General features: G+C 31.5%; 19 protein-coding genes. 10 read left to right on the top strand and 9 right to left on the bottom strand.

What is annotated here, in order from left to right; translation table 11 throughout:
• Window positions 1-47: 47 nt before the first annotated feature.
• Together ACKRLN_RS04610 and ACKRLN_RS04605 are read left to right on the top strand one after the other, a co-directional pair.
• Entirely contained in the window at window positions 48-617 is a 570-nt protein-coding gene (locus tag ACKRLN_RS04610) for a TetR family transcriptional regulator (RefSeq protein WP_416334397.1), read from the top strand.
• Window positions 617-1723, top strand: a complete 1107-nt coding sequence (locus ACKRLN_RS04605; RefSeq protein WP_296142804.1) for a DUF2871 family protein — start codon at window positions 617-619, stop codon at window positions 1721-1723. Before ACKRLN_RS04610 ends, ACKRLN_RS04605 begins: the two co-directional genes overlap by 1 nt.
• A gap of 13 nt (window positions 1724-1736) precedes the next feature.
• Here the strand turns inward: ACKRLN_RS04605 and ACKRLN_RS04600 are convergent, their stop codons facing one another.
• From ACKRLN_RS04600 to ACKRLN_RS04580, 5 genes are all read right to left on the bottom strand, one after another.
• Window positions 1737-3281, bottom strand: coding sequence for a bifunctional metallophosphatase/5'-nucleotidase (locus ACKRLN_RS04600; RefSeq protein WP_296142801.1), 1545 nt, complete (start codon window positions 3279-3281; stop codon window positions 1737-1739).
• A gap of 9 nt (window positions 3282-3290) precedes the next feature.
• Window positions 3291-4103 (bottom strand): phosphonate ABC transporter, permease protein PhnE, encoded by an 813-nt coding sequence (gene phnE / locus ACKRLN_RS04595; protein ID WP_296142799.1) that lies wholly within the window; start codon window positions 4101-4103, stop codon window positions 3291-3293.
• A gap of 9 nt (window positions 4104-4112) precedes the next feature.
• A complete protein-coding gene (gene phnE, locus ACKRLN_RS04590; protein ID WP_296142796.1) occupies window positions 4113-4925 on the bottom strand; it encodes a phosphonate ABC transporter, permease protein PhnE in 813 nt (270 codons plus the stop codon).
• Between the two features lie 3 nt (window positions 4926-4928).
• Entirely contained in the window at window positions 4929-5693 is a 765-nt protein-coding gene (phnC, locus tag ACKRLN_RS04585) for a phosphonate ABC transporter ATP-binding protein (RefSeq protein WP_367270051.1), read from the bottom strand.
• Window positions 5694-5763: 70 nt separating this feature from the next.
• Window positions 5764-6912 carry a phosphate/phosphite/phosphonate ABC transporter substrate-binding protein gene (locus ACKRLN_RS04580; RefSeq protein ID WP_296142792.1) on the bottom strand — a complete coding sequence of 383 codons (1149 nt, stop codon included), beginning with the start codon at window positions 6910-6912 and terminating at the stop codon, window positions 5764-5766.
• A 121-nt stretch (window positions 6913-7033) separates the two neighbouring features.
• Here ACKRLN_RS04580 and ACKRLN_RS04575 point away from each other — a divergent pair, with 121 nt between their 5' ends.
• Both ACKRLN_RS04575 and ACKRLN_RS04570 read left to right on the top strand, forming a co-directional pair.
• Window positions 7034-7423 (top strand): hypothetical protein, encoded by a 390-nt coding sequence (locus tag ACKRLN_RS04575; protein ID WP_203128423.1) that lies wholly within the window; start codon window positions 7034-7036, stop codon window positions 7421-7423.
• A gap of 33 nt (window positions 7424-7456) precedes the next feature.
• A complete protein-coding gene (locus ACKRLN_RS04570; protein WP_416335364.1) occupies window positions 7457-8356 on the top strand; it encodes a DegV family protein in 900 nt (299 codons plus the stop codon).
• Between the two features lie 20 nt (window positions 8357-8376).
• Here the strand turns inward: ACKRLN_RS04570 and ACKRLN_RS04565 are convergent, their stop codons facing one another.
• Window positions 8377-9210: a DUF6544 family protein gene (locus ACKRLN_RS04565; RefSeq protein WP_416335363.1), complete on the bottom strand. Its 834-nt coding sequence runs from the start codon at window positions 9208-9210 to the stop codon at window positions 8377-8379.
• A 10-nt stretch (window positions 9211-9220) separates the two neighbouring features.
• Complete coding sequence (locus ACKRLN_RS04560; RefSeq protein WP_296142786.1) at window positions 9221-9685, bottom strand: MarR family winged helix-turn-helix transcriptional regulator; 465 nt, start codon at window positions 9683-9685, stop codon at window positions 9221-9223.
• A 127-nt stretch (window positions 9686-9812) separates the two neighbouring features.
• Here ACKRLN_RS04560 and ACKRLN_RS04555 point away from each other — a divergent pair, with 127 nt between their 5' ends.
• From ACKRLN_RS04555 to ACKRLN_RS04530, 6 genes are all read left to right on the top strand, one after another.
• On the top strand, window positions 9813-10340 hold the full coding sequence (locus ACKRLN_RS04555; RefSeq protein ID WP_416335362.1) for a pyridoxamine 5'-phosphate oxidase family protein: 528 nt from the start codon (window positions 9813-9815) through the stop codon (window positions 10338-10340).
• Between the two features lie 4 nt (window positions 10341-10344).
• A complete protein-coding gene (locus ACKRLN_RS04550) occupies window positions 10345-11586 on the top strand; it encodes a DUF1576 domain-containing protein (RefSeq protein ID WP_416335361.1) in 1242 nt (413 codons plus the stop codon).
• Window positions 11583-11921, top strand: a complete 339-nt coding sequence (locus ACKRLN_RS04545; protein ID WP_416335360.1) for a hypothetical protein — start codon at window positions 11583-11585, stop codon at window positions 11919-11921. Before ACKRLN_RS04550 ends, ACKRLN_RS04545 begins: the two co-directional genes overlap by 4 nt.
• Before the next feature lie 231 nt (window positions 11922-12152).
• A complete protein-coding gene (locus tag ACKRLN_RS04540) occupies window positions 12153-13949 on the top strand; it encodes an oleate hydratase (RefSeq protein WP_416335359.1) in 1797 nt (598 codons plus the stop codon).
• Between the two features lie 145 nt (window positions 13950-14094).
• Complete coding sequence (locus ACKRLN_RS04535) at window positions 14095-15156, top strand: PTS sugar transporter subunit IIC (protein ID WP_416335358.1); 1062 nt, start codon at window positions 14095-14097, stop codon at window positions 15154-15156.
• Window positions 15157-15167: 11 nt separating this feature from the next.
• Window positions 15168-16091, top strand: coding sequence for a 2-dehydropantoate 2-reductase (locus ACKRLN_RS04530; RefSeq protein WP_416335357.1), 924 nt, complete (start codon window positions 15168-15170; stop codon window positions 16089-16091).
• 50 nt (window positions 16092-16141) lie between these two features.
• Here the strand turns inward: ACKRLN_RS04530 and ppdK are convergent, their stop codons facing one another.
• Together ppdK and ppsR are read right to left on the bottom strand one after the other, a co-directional pair.
• Window positions 16142-18769 (bottom strand): pyruvate, phosphate dikinase, encoded by a 2628-nt coding sequence (gene ppdK / locus ACKRLN_RS04525; RefSeq protein ID WP_416335356.1) that lies wholly within the window; start codon window positions 18767-18769, stop codon window positions 16142-16144.
• Window positions 18769-19590 carry a pyruvate, phosphate dikinase/phosphoenolpyruvate synthase regulator gene (gene ppsR, locus ACKRLN_RS04520; protein WP_296143355.1) on the bottom strand — a complete coding sequence of 274 codons (822 nt, stop codon included), beginning with the start codon at window positions 19588-19590 and terminating at the stop codon, window positions 18769-18771. The genes ppdK and ppsR overlap by 1 nt, the downstream gene beginning before the upstream one ends.
• Window positions 19591-19699 lie beyond the last annotated feature (109 nt).

The following is a 19699-nucleotide window of genomic DNA, read 5'->3' as shown; positions in this document are numbered from 1 at the left end:
TCATCTATAATATAAAAAGTGACACAGTGTCATGATTGGAGGATAACTTGCCTAAAGATACTTTTTATAATCTAGACCAGGAAAAAAAGCAAAAAGTTACTAAAGTATTACTTGAGGAGTTTTCTCATAAACCATTTTCTGAAGTAAATGTAAAATTAATAGTTGAGAAAATTGGCATAGCTCGTGGTAGTTTTTATCAATATTTTGAAGATCTTGAAGATAGTTATTTTTATATACTAGATAAAAATACTCGAGATATACATTTGCTTTTTATGGCAACTTTGAAAAATAATAAGGGTGATATTTATAAATCTTTGAATGAATTTGGAGAAAATATTGCTGACATAATTTTTGATAAAGATGTTTATAATTTATATAAAAACAGGTTTTTATATTGGGATGAGAATCTTAATAAAAGTTGGGAATGCTCACATGAGGATTTTAAGAAAGCTTTTAATAGGGCGGATTCTATGGGCATAGATATAGAAAAAATTTATTTTTTTAGGGCGATTGTACATAGCCTCATCGAGCGAAACTTTAGAGAAGAATGGGATAAGCTTACATTTATAGAAAAGTATAAGATCCATATAGAGTGGATAAAGGAAGGAATTTTTTAATGCAATTAGGAGAAAGTTTATTTGATATAGGATACCTAGCCTTAGTAATAGCCTTAGGTATCAGACTACTTTTGGAAAATAGTAAAGAAGCTAAGTTATTTGGGATTATGGCCATACTTTTGGGTGTGGGGGATAGTTTTCATTTGCTACCCAGAATAATTTCACACTTAAGTCCTGGAGGGTTTGGAGCACACACAGTTGCACTTTCTTGGGGGAAAGTTGTTACAAGTATTACCATGACAATTTTTTATGTTTTATATTATTATTTTTATAGAAAACAAAGTGGAAATTATGATAATAAAAAGAAGATTTTAGTTTATTCACTAGCAATTATCAGAATCATCCTAGTAGCTATGCCAGAAAATAATTGGGGAGGAGCACATGAATCATACCAATGGGGGATCTATAGAAATATTCCTTTCTTGATAATGGGAATTTTATTAATTATCTGGTCATATAAAGAGAAAGAAAAACCAGGTCTTAAAAATATGTGGTGGTTGATTTTACTAAGCTTTGCATTCTATATCCCTGTAGTTTTATTTGCAGATAAGTATCCTGCAGTTGGAGCTTTGATGATGCCAAAAACTCTTGCATACTTATTTATAGTAGTATTTGGATTTAAATATTTTGCTGGACAATTTAGGGCGAGTTCATTACTAGCCACTTCATTTACAATGCTTGTAATGGGTATATTTGCTGGTGCTTTTTCTAGAGAATTTACAAAATATTATGGATTTGACGGAGATACTTATTTAAAACTTATCCATACTCATACATTAGCTCTTGGATTTTTAGTAGTAATGGGAATTTATTTTATAGTTAGAAATTTTGATGAAGAAAATATATTATCATTAAAAAAAGTCTATCACACCTATATTACAGGTCTTGCCATTACTATTATCACAATGTTTGTTAAAGGAATATTTACAGTTGTGTCGGATGGAGTAGATACAATAAACCTTAATGCCATTGCTGGAATTGCTGGCATAGGACACATAATTACTACAATTGGTATAATTTGCTTAATGCTTAAACTTTATAAATTGGAAAGTGGAAATTCATTTGGGAATAAATTAGAAAACAAAAAAGGATTAGCTATCAACTGATAGCTAGTCCTTTTTATTTTACGTCCTTAAATCCAATAATATTTACTGTATCAAGGTCTCTTATCTTAACTAATTTTTTATTTTGGATATATTCAAAAATAAGTTGAGGCATTTCTAGTACTGATTCCCAAATTATCTGTGTACCATCTAAAACTGGAAAATCACCACCCCCGATTGCTCGGTAATTGTTTGTTGCAAAAGTAATTTTTTCATCATCAGTAATCTCATGACCCTTATAAATGGCACTTATAAGTCTATCGCCCTTTTCTCTTGTATAATCAAAAGTGTAATTTACGCCAGAATATATGTCGTAATTAAATATAAAATATTCGGGGTTTTGAACTAAACATCCTTCTTCATCTAGCATAAAATAATTAGAATTATATTCTAGTATTTCTTTAAATTCTTTGCCGCTTACTTCAATTTTCATCAAAATATTATTAAACCTATAATTTGAAAAAATATCACGCATAGTAACATCGTTTGGAATGCCTTTTGCATCCAAGGAATAAATTGCTATAGCTGCAATATCACAGTCTGCATAATCCATTTGAATTTGATTTATCAAATTTATATATGGATGACCCTCAATTTGTGCTTCTCGTACAGAGTCTATAAGAGCAGATGGTGAAATTTGTCCGCATTTTTGGTCTAGGTATTCATTTACACCTACTAAATCATCTTCTACTAATTTTTCTAATTCTTCATTTGGAATTATTTCTGCCATATCCACTAACTTTACTTCTCTATCTACCAGATTTTTGTCCTCGTCTATATATAGAGAAATTTCAGAAATTTTCCCGCCAGCAAATCCGGGTTGTGTAACAACTATGTCATTATAAATGCCAGCTATTTCTTTGTGAGTATGACCAGTTAAAAATACATCAAAATTTAAATCTGAGAAAAGCAAATCATAGCCTTCATTTTCTCCTGTTTGCGGAGTTAATTCACGTCCTGTTTCTAAATCTTTTGCAAAACCACCATGGTAAGAAACAATTACAATATCACATTTTTCTTCACTTTTAAGTATTGGCAGATAATGCTCAGCAGTTTCCATTGCGGATTTAAATGATAAACCATGGATATTTTGAGGTTTTTCCCAGTTTGGGATGTATTGGGTAGTAATGCCCAGAATTCCAATTTTAATATTTCCAACTTTTTTGATGATATATGGTTTGATATTCAAATAGCTACTATCATTTTGTAGGGTGTTTGCAGATAACACTGGAGCATCCAAATAATCTATATATGATTTTAAATATTCCTTACCATAATTAAAATCATGATTTCCCAAAACTATTGCATCTGGATTTAGTAGGTTATAAGAACTAGCTAAGTTTTTTATATCATTGTTGTTATGGTAAAAAGTTCCTAAAGGAGATCCTTGGATATTATCGCCATTATCTATATAAAGAACAAAGTCATTTTCGCTTCTCACTTGATCAATATATGTTTTTATTTTTGACATGGAGAAAAGTTCGCTTTTGTTAGTTTCTGCAAATGATTTATCTGAAATATAAGCGTGCATATCGCTAGTTTCTAAAATAGTAATTTTCATAAAGTCCTCCTAGATACCGTAAGCAAGTTTTTTGCGGAATCTGGTAGAAAGTAGCTCAACAATTAAAACTAATATCATAAGAGCAAGTAATATAACTCCAACTTCATTCCATCTATAGGCATTAATGGCAAATATAAGTGGAGCACCAATACCACCAGCTCCTACCAAACCAAGAGTTGTAGCATCGCGGATATTCATATCAAATCTATAAATAATTGTAGATAGAAAGCTTGCAAATAGCTGTGGCAAAATTCCAAATCTTATCTTGCCCCAAGTATTAATTCCAAGAGATTCAAAAGCTTCTAGTATGTCCGTGTCAATATTTGCAATTGTTTCTTGAAATAATTTTGTAAGCATACCGATGGATGTAAAGGTCATAGTCATAACCCCAGCAAAAGGCCCAGGTCCAGTAACTCTTATAAACATCAAACCATAAACAATTGCAGGGATTGTTCTTATAAGCAAAATAAGTATTTTAAAAATTTCTGCAATCACTCTAGGAACAATATTCGCAGATGATAAAAATGCTAGGGGTAGGGATATTAAAGCACCTATAAGTGTACCAACAAAGGCAATACATACAGTTTCGAAAATTAAATACCAAAGCCCATCCCCTGAAAAATCTGTCAAAAGGCTCATATCAGGATGAATGATACCGCCCAAAATTGATTTTATAATGCCTAAACCCTTTGAACTTGTTTTTGAAAAGTCCATAACACCTGATGACCAAATGAGAAGGGCAATGGTAATTATAGTTAGTAGTGTACGTATGAGTCTATAATTTGGCTCAGCCTTTAAAACTTTTTCTATTTTTTGATCCATATTCTTCTCCTAAGATAGTCTTTTTCTAATTGTTCTAGAAATTAATTCTATAACAAAAACAGTTATTACAAGAGCAAATAAAATTGTGCCTACTCTGTTATAATCACGCCAGCCAATATTTTCATTAATAAGTAATCCAAGTCCTCCAGCACCTACATAACCTAAAATTGAAGCGTAGCGTACATTTCCTTCAAAGTTAAATAGGGAAGTAGAGATATATGTTGCCATAATTGAGGGGATAACGCCTTTTAAAAATGCCATTGTTCTTGTGTAGCCCATAGAAATCATTGCCTCATAAGCGCCGAGATCTTGAGTTTCTATCTCTTCATACATTATTTTTCCTACATAAGCAAAAGAGAAAATAAATATTGCAAAAGTACCGGCTAGGGTTCCCAGACCAAAAACATAAGTTGCAATTAGTGCGATTACTAGAGTAGGGAGGGTTCTAAATATTGTAAATACTAATTTAAAAAACCAGTTTATAAATTTATTATTTACCATATTTGATGCTGCTAAAAAAGCTATTGGTAAAGAGAATAGGGCCCCTAGAAAAGATCCAAATAGTGACATTTTTATTGTATCAATGGTTGGTCCTATTACTTTTGGTAAGTAATCCCAATCTGGATTGAACAAATCTTTTAAAATTACAAATAAATTGCGTCCATTTTTTGCAAGGATTTTGCTGTTAAATCCTGTTATCCTAAGTGAAATAATTAAAAAAGCTAAGAGGATAATAGAAATCAATAGAGTATTGGATTTTTTTTCAGTTACTACTTTTCCGTTAGATAGGGTAATAGTTTTTGGCTTAAAAATATTATCCATAGTTTACTCCACAACTATATTTTTAGGATCTTGGCCGTAAATATTTCTAATAACATCTACATTTACCTCAGAAGGTTTACCATCAAATGCTAGCTCACCTTTTTTGATTCCAAGGATCCTATCAGAATATTCTAAGGCAGTTTCGACATCGTGGATATTTACTATCACAGTGATGCCAGCTTCACGATTTAATTTTTTAAAATAGTTCATAACTTGACGGCTAGATACTGGGTCTAGACTTGCGATAGGCTCATCTGCTAAGATAATTTTTGGATTTTGTACAATTGTACGAGCGAGGGCTACTCTTTGTTTTTGACCGCCGGAAAGGGCATCTGTACGAGAATAAGCCTTATCTAAGATATCTACACTATCCAAAGCTTCTAAAGATTTTCTTTTCATATCCTTTGTATAAATCCCAAATAATTTTTGGAAAAAGTTTAAATCTGGAACAAAGGTTGAGAGTACATTTTTTTGGGCAGTTGTTCTTTCAACTAAGTTAAATCCTTGAAAAACCATGCCTATTGTTCGTCTATAATTACGTAATTCTTCTCCTCTTAGCTTTGATATATCTTTGCCATTGACTATCAATTCTCCACTTGAAATATCGTGCATTTTATTGATTGTACGAATAAGGGTAGATTTACCCGCACCTGATGATCCAATAATGGATACAAATTCACCATCAGGAATAGTTAGATTTATATCTTTTAGGGCTAAAAATCCACCTTCGTAAGTTTTTGAAACATTTTTAAATTCTATCATTATAATTCCTTTATCAAAAAATAAGACCTAAAACCCGCTAGGGCATAGGTCTTTTTAGTTTTTATTTTATATATTCTTAGTTAGCATCTCTTGCCATTTTTTGAACTTCACGTTCTGAGTCATAGTCAGCTGGATTTGCTTTTTCGTATCCATTGTGAGTATAAATAGCAATTACTTCCTTACCTTCATCAGTATTACCAATGTTGATAAATGCATTTTGTAAGGCTTCTATAAATTCTGGTGTCATTTTTTCGCTTGATTCTGATACTGAGATTGTATCATTCATCATTTTATCTGTTACACCAATTACTTGTACATCTTTAAAGATATCATTTTTTCCACCAAATTCGCTTTGCCATTGATCAGCAAAGTCCATTCTTGCATCACCATATGTTACAAGAACATCTAGTTGTCCTGTTGCAAGTCTTGCAAATGAAGATGGGTAAGAGTCTGCTTGTACTGCATTTGATAGGTCAGAGATTGTATGGTCATAATTATTTTTTAACCAAAGAGATGGATATAGATATCCAGCTGGAGAAGTAGGTCCCATAACTGCCCAATTTGCAGAGTCAAGGTCTTCCCATGTTAAATCTTCGCCCTTATTTATTTTTGCAGCAAGTTCTTGGCCTTTTTCAGAAGGACCAGCTAAAACTAAACCTCTGTAGAATGTTACTTGGTCATCAACTTTTTCTGTTGGAGCTTTGTCATTCCATTCTTTTGCATCATCAGATTCGATTGATAATCCGTTACGTGTAGCTGTAAGGATAGCCTCAACACCATCATCATATGTTACATATGTTCCACCTGGGATAAATCCAACATCAACTGTTCCAGCACTCATTGCTTCACCAGTAGCTTCGTATGATGTACCTACAGAAATATCTACATCTTCTACTTCATAGCCTTCTTTTGCTAATTCTTCTTTTAGCATATCTTTTAATGGCTCAGTAGCTGTAATGATTTCATCTGGTTCACGAGATGGTACAAATTGTACTGTTAGTTTGTCAATTTTTTGATTTTCACCTGCATTTTCATTATCTGCAGTATCTTTATCTTTTGCTTCATCAGCATTTTCTTTCTTTGTATCATTCTCTTTTACATCTTCAGTTTGTGTAGTATCGTTATTTGTAGATGCTGGTTCATTAGCATTATTATTGCCACACGCTGTAAATGTAAGTGTAGTCATCAGAATCATTCCTAATGAAAAAACTTTATTTAATTTCATATTTCCTCCTAAAAAAGTTTCTTTCAAATTCATTATACAATAATTATTTTTAAAATTGAATAGGATAAATTAAAGTGATAATATAATCCGTGGTATGATTAACATATGATCGGAAAAATTTATGAATATTGATTATGAAAAAACAAAAAAATTTTATTTACAATTTGAGGATATATGTAATTGTGATATGTGTAAATTTTATCGCGAGAGTATAAAATTTTCTTATCCAAATTTACATAAATATTTAAATGATAAAAATGTAGATATAAATAAAGCTTATGAACTTGGGTATCCATATATAGATGATAAGGGAAATTTAATTTATCCCTTTGCTCAATACATAATTATTGGAAATTGTGAGGATGACTATTCAGTTAATATTGACAATCTTGATATTAAAAAATCAGAATTTTATCCAAGCATAGATCTTGAAGATTATTTTGTTATAGAAATTTTTGATATTTCTATAGACAGGGTAAAATTAGATGAAAGAATAAAAAATATTTTATAAAAGAATTTGATTATATAAAATTAGGGGGATTTTGTGGCAGACTATATACTTTCTTGTGAATCAACGATTGATTTAGCAGTTAACTATGTCAAAGAACTTGGGGTAAGCGTTATAAATGCAAATTATGTACTAAATGGAGAAACTTATCCAGATGATTTTGGTCAATCACTGGATATGAAAAGCTTCTATGATAATATGAGGCAGGGTGCTACTCCATCAACTTCTAGAATAAATATCGGAGAATATTTAAATTATTTAAGACCTTTTTTAGAGGCAGGGCAAGATGTAGTCCATATTTGCTTATCAACAGGTATGTCTAGCCAATATGAATCATTACTTGAGGCAATAAATATGCTAAAGGAAGATTTTCCAGACAGAAATATTTATCCAGTTGATTCAAAAATGGCATCTGCTGGTGTAGGGCTACTAGTTAGCAAACTTGCTGAGCTAAAGAAAGAGGGTCTCAGTGCTGAGGAACTTTATAAATGGACCGAAGAAAATAAACTCCATGTTATAAACTACACTAGCAACGAAAATCTAGAATACGTAGCTCGCGGAGGGAGAATTTCAAAAACAGCCGCCAATATTGGTGGTATGTTGCATATTTGCCCATTAATAGAAATAAACAATGACGGTTATATGATAGTTACTGGTAAAATTAGAACCAGAAAAAAACTTTTAAATACAATGATAAAGAAAATGGAAGAAAATATTATCGGTGGATATGACTATGATGAGAAAGTTTATATCTCCACAGCGGATAATATCGAGCTAGCAGAAGGGTTAAAAACACTCATTGAAGATAAATTCCCAAATATTGATGGGGGAGTTAAAATTTTTAACATAGGTCCAACTATAGGTAGCCATATAGGTCCTGAAACAATTGCATTATTTTACTGGGGTGAAGAAAGAATGGTTGGCTATAAAAAATAAGTCTATTTTAGACTTATTTTTTATTTGTATTCAAAATATTTTACATTTCCCTCAAAGTAAATCAAATCACCTTCTGGGTAATTCCATATAGCTTGTAATTTTTTGGGTAAATTAATTCCGCTTTCATTTCTCTCGTATTCACTACACTTAGCTGTCCATGGGATATGTTCAACAGTTCCATTGTCTTTTACTAAAGCTCGATCTTCAGTGTAGAACTTTATCATTTCGTAATTTTCGTTAAAAGTAAAAATACCTGATACACTAAGGCCATTACTATTTATTGTAGCTTTAATATTAAATGGGTTGATTTCTTTAAAATATATATCATTTTCAAGAAGTGATGATGGTATAAATAAAGATTCTGCAAGATATGTACATAAAGCACCTGACTCCATATATGGGCCATTTTGATCAAAAAGAGTAATATTTTTTGCAATTACGCCATTCATGCCTGCAGCTTCATTATATAAATAGTCATATCCTTCGAAGGGAATTCCAAATAGTGAACTTTTGATGTAGGCAATACGAGCTGGATATTTTGCAAAATTATATTGGTCATAGTCAATTTTTAATTTTGGTTTTTTGGGATCTTGGATAAAATTGGTATCTTGAAATAAAATATTCATATAATTCATTTTTCGATTACCTATGAACCCATTATTTTTCAAATACTTTTGAATGGCAGGAGGATATAATTTAAAGTCATCTTCAGTAAAGTTCTGATTTTTAATCTGCGAGTTATTAATTATATTTTCTAAGTCATTATTAAATTTATTTTTTAGTGGTGAGTATGAGATATTAAAGTAAATAATGATTGCGCCGATAATTACTAATAAAATTCCAATAATAATCATAAATTTTTTTCTAAAGCTCCTCATGCATAGTTTCTCCAAAAGATTCAACTTTAGCTAAGCCATTTTCTAACTTTTTATAAAGATTAAATAAATCAATAATTTCTTTTTCATTAAACTCATCAAATAAAAGATTTAGAGTTTTTATATGCTTATCACTCATTTTATGTGAGTATTGCATATACTTTTCTGTCACTTCTATATTTAAAGAATTTTGAAATCCTTTTACCAATCTTATATATCCCTTTTCTTCTAATGGTTTAGCTAATCTTTTTACATTTTGTCTTGAACACCCCATAAGCTTTCCAATTCTAGTCAAATTTTTTTCGCCATCCATATTTGAAGCGATTGCAAGCATTAGCCATTGTTTCATGGTAATATCACTTTGAATTTTTTCACAAGCTGTTTGAAGTCTATTTGATATTATAAATATATTTGCAAAACTCATTTGTTTTTTAGTTAATAATTCTTTCTCCAAATTATCCTCCTAATAGTAACTAGTTACTATTATAATAATAAAATACGTTTTTATTGTCAATATTTTATTTATAGTTTATAATTAGATAAAATAAAAGCTTTGATTAATAGATATTTTAGGAGATTTTATGGTTAATTATATTGATAAAGAAAAAATAATAAGAGCTTATGAAGTTATTGATAATGCCCAATATGCAGTTATATCTATGGCATATCACAATGAATCTTATGCAATACCAGTATCTATGGTAAGAGTTGAGGATAATTTATTTTTTCATACTGGACAAAAAGGGAAAAAAATAGATTTCTTAGAAAAAAATCCATTTATAAATATAACAATTGTTGGAAATACTCATGTACCTAATTTATATAATAGTTATCAAGCAGAGGCAATGGCAGCAGATACATCAAAACACGGAAAATTTGTAAATAGTGTTTTTACGACTAATTATGAATCTGTGATTATAAATGATAAGGCTATAGAGCTAACTGATGTGGATCACAAAGTAGATGTTATGAGAGCCTTATGCCAAAAGTATACTCCAAATATGATGGACTATTTTAATATACCTATAAAAAGAAGTTTGTCTGTTACAAAAATTTTTAAAATCTCACTTACTAATATTAGCTTTAAAAACAAAGAAGTGAAATCATAAAATTATGAAAAAGTTAAGTAAAATTAAGTATTTAGAATTTTATATTTTTAGTATTATAATGATGGCCTATGGTTTATTTTTAGATTCACCATATGAAATTTACCAAGGTTTATTGAAGATACTTACATCTTCAAGTATTTTAGTTTCTGATTATATTGAAATAGGTGGTATGGGTGCTAGTTTTATGAATGCTGGTTTTATGCTTTTTATATCCCTTATTTTTGCAGAAAAAAGCGGAACTCCCATTACTGGTGCCTTAATTGCAGGATTATTTACCCTAACTGGATTTAGTTTTTTTGGAAAAAATATTTTAAATTCTCTTCCACTAATGATTGGAGTGTATCTTTACACGAGGATAATGGGATTATCGATTGTAAATTATATGCAAGTCATGTGTTTTGTAACAGGTATAAGTCCACTAGTTAGCGTGCTTATTTTTGGATTCGATTTTTCATTAATTTGGGGAATTTCTTTAGGATTTTTAGCCGGTATAATTATAGGGTTAATTGTTATTCCAATTTCCTCATCCTTTGTAAAATTTCACGATGGTTATTCCCTATACAATATCGGTTTTACCCTTGGAGTAATTGGGATAATCTATGCAGGAATATTAAGAATGTTTGATAGAGAAATACCAAGTACTTATATAGTCTATGAAGGAAATGATCTTTATTCTTTTTTATTTATTCTAGTATTTTGCTTAGGCCTAGTTATTTATGGAATATTTAAAAACAAAGGTTTAGGCGCTTACAAAGAGATTTTGATACAAAGTGGTAAATTAATAAGTGATTATACTATAGATTCTAATAAATATTTAGTAATGATAAATATGGGTTTAACTGGACTAATAGCAATACTTTTTGTAAAGTTTAGTAATGGAGTTTTTAATGGACCTATATTAGGTGGTATCTTTACAATTATAGGATTTGCAGCGTTTGGTAAACATCCACGAAATGTGTTGCCTATTATGATGGGCGTGTTTATTGCAAGTACGGTCAATAAATATGAACCATCTAGTACAACAGCAATTTTAACAGGATTGTTTTCAACTACTATAGCTCCGATAGCTGGTGAATTTGGATTTATTGCAGGTATCTTTGCCGGATTCATTCATAAAGCAGTAGCAACTAATACCGGATTTATCCATGCAGGATTAAACTTATATAACAACGGACTAGCAGGAGCATTTGTAGCTGCAGTATTATTACCTTTATTTAGAAGTTTTAAAGAAAGGCGTGAAAGTTGATTAAGGAAAGAGATAAGGCAAGAAAAATCTTAAATGTAATAGTAGAATATTTTGTTTTAAATAGTTTTCAAAATATAAATGCAAATATAAATATAGATGAAAAAGCAACAAAAGTTTTCATAGAAGGAACTATAAATCCAGAAAATATTGATTTAGAAAGCTTAAAGGATGAATTAACCAATCCTAGAATTTTGGCCTATGATGACTATTATGATGGATTAATGGACTCTGATAGTGAAGATGAATTGAAAGTAATAGGATATTTAGTGGATGATTCGCAAGTTAAGCTAGATGGAAACATTTTATCTATTAAATTAATAAGAAAGCATATATAGATCTTTTTAACCAGCATTAAGTGCTGGTTTTTTATATTTAAATTATCTATATTACATATTAACTCATCTATCAAAAAACTTATATAAATATTATTTCATATAAATATTATAAAAGTAAATAAATATAAATGATTAATAAATTTATTAGAGGGTAATATCTAAATATAAGATATTTTAACTGATATTATATACCAGCTAAAAAATTTGTCTTATCAAAAAAGGAGAGTAAAAATGAATAAAAAAAGTTATGATGACAGAGTTCATTTTGTAAATGGAAATTATCATTCATTAGTTAATGCTAGAAAACCTAAAGATATAGACGATAAAAAAGCATATATAATAGGAACGGGCCTTGCTGCCTTATCTGCTGGTGGATTTCTAGTAAAAGATGCTCATATGAAGCCTGAAAATATTACATTTTTAGAACAATTAGACTTACCAGGTGGAAGCTTGGATGGAGACTACAAGGAAGAGCATCACGGCTATGTTGCTCGTGGTGGTAGAGAAATGGGTCACCATTTTGAAATTTTATGGGATTTATATAGTGCAGTTCCTTCTGCAGAAGATCCTGATCAATCAATATTAGACCATTTCTTCTATACAAACTTAGATGATCCTAACTACAGTAAATGTCGTATAATCCATAAAAATGGTCAAAGATATGACAATTGTAAATTCAATTTAAGTGATAAAGCCTTAAAAGAAATTATGGATTTAACAATCACTGCTGATGAAAAACTCGAAAATAAGCAAATTGATGAAGTATTTAGTAAAGAAACATTAGAAAGCGATTTCTGGACTCTATGGAGATCAATGTTTGCTTTCCAAAACTGGAATTCTGCCCTAGAAATGAAATTATATCTAAACAGATTTATCCACCACGTAGGGGGACTACCAGATCTTTCAGCTCTTCAATTTACACAATATGACCAATACGAATCAATTGTCAAACCAATTGTTAAATGGCTACAAGATAAAGGTGCAAAATTCGAATATGGCGTAACTGTAAAAGATGTTGATTTTGATATTACTGATGAGAAGAAAGTAGCTACAAAATTAGTAATGGAAAATTCAAAAGGGGAGGATAAATCAATTGATCTAACAGAAAATGATCTTGTATTTATAACAAACGGTTCAATGACAGAATCAACAAGCTATGGTGATGACAATACTCCAGCAAACCTTAGTGCAGAACTTGGTGGTAGCTGGGAACTTTGGAGAAATATAGCCCTAAAATCTGATGAATTTGGTAAGCCTGATAAATTCTGTTCAGATGTAGAAAGAACAAACTGGGAATCTTGCACAGTAACTGTTCATGGTGGGGAAGTAATAGATTATATAGAAAAAATTACTCAAAGAAGTCCATACACAGGTAAAACTGTAACAGGTGGTATAGTGACAGTTCATGACTCAAATTGGTTAATGAGCTGGACTATAAATAGACAACCTCAATATGTTGGCCAACCAAAAGAGGATGTTTGCGTATGGGTTTATGGATTATTCTCAGATAAAAAAGGTAATTTTGTTGAAAAAGCTATGAGAGATTGTACAGGTAAAGAAATCACAAAAGAGTGGTTATATCATATTGGAGTACCAGCAGCAGAAATTGACAGATTAGCCGAAACATGCTCTGCAATCCCAGTTATGATGCCATATATTACAAGTCATTTCGAGCCACGTGAATTTGGTGATAGACCATATGTTGTGCCAAAAGGAGCAGTAAACTTTGCCTTTCTAGGTCAATTTGCAGAAACCTTGGATAGACCTGGTAGAGACACAGTCTTTACAACAGAATACTCTGGAAGAACAGCAATGGAAGCCGTTTACGCTTTATGTGGAGTTGAAAAAGGAATACCTGAAGTATATGCATCAAGATATGATATTAGATATTTAATGAATGCAGTAAGTGCTTTAAATGACTACGCAAAACCAAATCTTCCAGTGCCAAAATTAGTTGCAAAAGGACTAAAAGAAAAAGTTAAAGATACTGATATTGAATTATGGTTAGAAGAAAATAACTTGATTTAAGATAAAATCCCTAGAGTAATCTAGGGATTTATTTTTACGATTTTAGATAGAATACATATTGCTAATAAATCCTTAATTTAAAATGTTAAATATTTATCAATTATTTATATATAATTTAACATAGAAGATGAATTAGGGAGGTTTTATGAATAAAAATATACAACCCAAAAATTTCTTGATGAATGTACTAAATGGGGCAGCTCAGGCTATTGTTATAGCTTTAATACCAAATGCTGTTCTAGCAGTTATTTTAAAGCTATTTCCAGATTCTACATTTGCAAGTGAATTTTTAAGAATTGTACAGGTGTTTCAATTTTTTACCCCACTAATGACAGGATTTTTAGTTGCTCATAATTTTGGATTTACTCCAATGCAACAAGCAGCAATCGGTGGGGCAGCTATGATAGGATCAGGAGCATGGAAATATGTCGAAGCAACAATAAATGGAAGTACATCTTCAATTTTTCAGCTTGCAGGCATTGGCGATTTAATAAATACTATGATTACAGCAGCTATCGCGGTCTACTTAGTATTGTTGGTAGGAGACAAATTTGGATCTTTAAATATTATTCTGCTACCTATTGTAATAGGAGCGGGTGCAGGGTACATAGGATTTAAATTATTGCCTTTTGTTTCAAAGATAACTTTCTTCATTGGAGAAGGTATAAACTCCTTTACTAATTTACAGCCATTTTTAATGAGTTTATTAATTTGTATAGCATTTTCAATAATAATAATCAGTCCTATCTCAACAGTAGCTATTACTTTAGCTATTGGTCTTGACGGAATGGCAGCGGCAGCAGCTGGCATGGGAGTAGCCACTTGTGCTTATTTTTTAACAATAGCAACTGCCAAAAATAAAAATAATGGTAAAGGTGTTCCAATAGCGATTTTTCTAGGTGCTATGAAAATGATGATGCCAAACTTTTTTGCCAATCCAATTATGGCTCTACCTATAGCAATATCTGCTGCAATTACATCCATACCAATATCGCTATTTGGTATTGTCAATACACCTGAAACTGGTGGTTTTGGACAAGTAGGATTTGTAAGTCCTATAGCATCTTTAGGAGGACCTGGTATGAATGTTATTTTAATGATAATTTTCTGGTTAATAATACCTATAATAGTCACATTTATTGTGCACTATATCTTTGAGCGTTTTGTAAAAGTTTATGATGAATCTATTTTTGAATTCAAAAATTAGGGGGAGTTAATATGTTAGTTTATATTGCAGGTAGTGGAGCAATGGGTTGTACCATTGGCTATCACATTCAAAAAAATACTGAAAGTGAAGTAATTTTACTTGATTATTGGCAAGAACATATTGATCAAATCAATAAGAATGGCTTAGAAGTGACAGAAAAAATAGAAGACAGGATAGAGATTCAAGCGTTAAAACCACCTCAAGCTAGCAGAAAAGCTGATCTAATAATTGTGATGACAAAGTCTATGAAACTTGATAGTATGATGCAAGATATAGCACATCTAACAAGTGAAAAAACTCAAATACTCTGTCTGTTAAATGGAATGGGCCATGAAACAATTTTTAAAAAACATGTTAATCTTGATCAAATAAACATGGGTGTGACAGTATGGGCTGCGGGAATTAATGGTCCAGGTTCTATAAATATCTCAGGTATTGGTTCTATAGATGTTCAAAACATCGGTGGCAATGAAGAAGAAGGAAGAAAAGTTGCTGATTTATTAGATGATGCAAAATTATATACTAAATATGATAGCAATGTTATGCATGCTATTTGGAGAAAAGTTATGGTAAATGGAACCATGAACTCAACATCAGCACTTTTAGAATGTAAGATAGGAGAGTTTTTCTCAACTGATGATCATAAAAAAATAGTTGATGATCTTGTAAATGAGTTTGTGGAAGTAGGAAATGCTGATGGGATAGAGTTAGATAAAAAAGAAATGCTTGACTATATATACCAAACATCTGAATCGGCAAAAGATCATTATCCATCTATGTACCAAGATTTAGTAAAAAACCATAAAAAAACAGAAATTGATTTTATAAATGGGGCAGTAGTTGAAAAAGGCAAGAAACATAATATTTCAACCCCTTATAATGATTTGATAACTCAGTTAGTTCATGCTAAAGAAGAACTACAAAAAGCAGAGTAAATATTAAATAGGTAAAAGACCTGGTATATACCAGGTCTTTTATTATTTGCTTAAACTTCTGTTTTTTCAATAGCAGCTTGTGCTGCAGCAAGTTTTGCAATTGGAACTCTAAATGGTGAGCATGATGCATAATCTAAACCAACATTGTATAAATATTTTACAGTAGTAGGCTCGCCACCATGTTCTCCACAAATTCCTAGATGCAAGTTACCATTAGCTGATTTTCCTTTTTCTACAGCTGTTTCTACTAAGAATCCTACGCCTTTTTGGTCTAATACTTGGAAAGGATCTTTTGCAAATAAATCTTTTTCTAGATATAGAGGTAAGAATTTACCCGCATCATCTCTTGATAAACCAAAGGTCATTTGTGTAAGGTCGTTGGTTCCAAAGCTAAAGAAATCTGTAATTTCAGCAATCTCATCAGCTGTTATTGCAGCTCTTGGGATTTCTATCATTGTACCAACTAAGTATTTGATTTCTTTACCCTTTTCTTCAAATACTTGTTTGATTTCATCATTTACTTCATCAATTACATATTTTAATTCCTTAACATCACTTGATAGAGGAATCATGATTTCTGGAATTACTTCATTGCCCTCTTCATGGCAGTGGATAGCTGCTTGGATAATGGCTCTAGCTTGCATTCTAGAAATTTCTGGATATCTTACTCCAAGTCGCAATCCCCTAAATCCTAGCATTGGGTTTACTTCTTCAAGCTCATTAATTCTTTCTCTTACTCTAGCTGGTTCTATGTCAAGTTCTACAGCTAGATCTCTGATTTCTGCTTCACCTCTTGGTAAAAATTCGTGAAGTGGTGGATCTAGAAGTCTTACTGTTACTGGTCTATCGCCCATAAGTGTGTAGATTTGATAAAAATCATCTTCTTGCATCGGTAAGATTTTTTCTAGGGCAGACTTTCTTGTTTCTAGATCATTTGCTAAAATCATCTTACGAACTTGGAAGATTCTGTCTTCTTTAAAGAACATGTGCTCTGTACGGCAAAGTCCGATTCCTTCTGCTCCAAATTCTAGAGCTTGTTCTACATCTCTTGGTGTATCAGCATTTGTTCTAATTTTCATATCCCTAAATTCATCAACCCATTGCATAAATCTGCCAAAGTTTCCCTCTAGTTGTGGAGATTGAGTTTCAAGGGTGCCTATATATACTTCGCCAGTAGAACCATCTAAGGAGATTGTATCATCTTTTGTATAAACTTCATCACCAATTCTCATTGTGCCTTCATCTTCATCAATATGCACTTCACTTGCACCAGAGACACAGCATTTGCCCATACCACGAGCTACTACTGCAGCATGGCTTGTCATTCCTCCACGAGCGGTTAAAATACCATTTGCTTTTACCATTCCTTCAAGATCTTCTGGAGATGTTTCTTCACGTACTAAGATTACTTGTTCACCTTCTGATGCTCTATTAGATGCATCTTTTGCAGTAAAGGCAATTTTACCAACTGCAGCTCCTGGAGAAGCGGCAAGGCCTTTTGCAATAGCATCATTTGATTTTTTAGCAGCATCTGTAAAAGTAGGGTGGAGTAGTCCATCCAAGTCTTTTGGATTTATTCTTAAGACTGCTTCTTTTTTATCTATTAATCCTTCATCAACCATATCTACAGCAGCTTTTACTGCTGCATGGGCTGTTCTTTTTCCATTTCTTGTTTGAAGTAGGAATAACTTTCCTTCTTGGATAGTAAATTCCATATCCTGCATATCATGATAGTGTTCTTCAAGTTTTTTTGCAGTATCTGCAAATTCTTGGTAAACATCAGGCATAGCATCTTTAAGTGTTGCAATTTCTTTTGGGGTTCTTACTCCAGCTACAACATCTTCACCTTGAGCATTAATCAAATATTCACCAAATAATTTATTTTCACCTGTTGCTGGGTTTCTTGAAAATGCTACTCCTGTACCAGATGTGTCTCCCATATTTCCAAATACCATTGTTTGTACATTTACTGCTGTTCCCATAGCATTATCTATGTCATTTAATTTTCTATAAAGGATAGCTCGTTCATTGCCCCAAGATTTAAACACAGCGGAGATTGCAAGATCTAATTGTTCACGAGGATCTTGAGGGAAGTCTTCACCCTTTAATTCTTTATATTTTTCTTTATATTCTTCTACTAATTCTTTTAAATCATTTGCACTAAGTTCGGTATCGTTTTCCACATTTCTGTCTTTTTTCTTAGCTGTAAGTAAATTTTCGAAGTTATTTTTATTAAGCTCCATCGCAACATCGGCAAACATTTGGATAAATCTTCTATAAGAATCATATGCAAATCTTTCGTTTTCAGTTTTTTTTGCTAAACCCAAAACAGCTTCATCATTTAAACCTAGGTTTAAAATTGTATCCATCATTCCAGGCATAGAAATAGGTGCACCTGATCTTACTGATACTAAAAGAGGATCTTCTGTAGATCCAAAAGTTTTTCCGTTTTCTTTTTCTAAATCTTTGATGTGTTTTGAAACTTCACTATTTAACTCATCCCATAACTTCTCATCTTCTTGATAAAATCTTGTACAAGCTTCAGTCGTAACGGTAAAACCATAAGGTACAGAGATACCCATTGTGGTCATTTCGGCAAGATTAGCGCCTTTACCACCCAAAAGGGATTTCATATCTTTGTTCCCCTCGTTAAAATTGTAAACATATTTGTCGGTCATTATTTTTCCCCTTCCATATTTATGTTTTCGATGTTGCTGATTATGTACTCAGAAGTTTCCTCGATGGATTTGTATGTAATGTCCACTATTTTGCAATCTAAATCTTCCATAAGCTCTTTTGCATAGATTAATTCTTTCTCAATACGATCAATGTCTGAATAGTGAGAATTAGATGAGAGATTTATAGAATTTAATCTTTCTTCCCTGATTTTTTGTAGCCTATTTTTATCAAGAGTCAGTCCAAATATTTTTCTAGAATCTATTTCAAAAAGCTCTCTAGGTACTCTTGAATCTAGTAAAATAGGAACGTTTATAACTTTGTATCCAATACTTGCAAGATACACTGAAAGTGGGGTCTTGGAAGATCTTGAAACTCCAATAATACATATGTCACAATGCTTTAGCCCCTTAAAATTCCTGCCATCGTCATACTTTATGGCAAATTCCAAAGCATCCAGTCTCTTATAATGGTGGACAATCTGGATGTCATCATCAGTTAGCCCATCAATGGGATCTATGCCTAAAAAATTACTAATTTTGTTTAAAGAGTAACTTGCATAATCGATGCTTAGTATTTTATTATCTTTGCTAAAATCTTTAAGGAGCTTATTGTGCTTTGGGTCATTTAGAGAATTGAAAATTATTTTTATGCCATTGTCATCATCTATTTTAGTAAAAACTTCAGACAAATTTTCTTTTGTTTTTATATTTATAAACGTTTTCTCGTTGTATTCTATCTCAAATTTTTGCATTGTTTCATGGGATAGTCTAGACATCCCACCAGCATCAGTATCTGAAATAATATATACAAAAATATCCATAAAATCTCCTCCTATAACCCTAGCAATATTATAACATGTATTTTATATTATGAAAATATTTTCATAGTAAATTTACTGCAAGATTTAATAGCCATTACGATTAATATGT

It is taken from the genome of Anaerococcus sp. AH8042_DFU013_CI05 (genome assembly GCF_047936775.1).
Classification (GTDB): domain Bacteria; phylum Bacillota; class Clostridia; order Tissierellales; family Peptoniphilaceae; genus Anaerococcus.
This window is presented reverse-complemented; position numbering and strand designations above follow the sequence as displayed.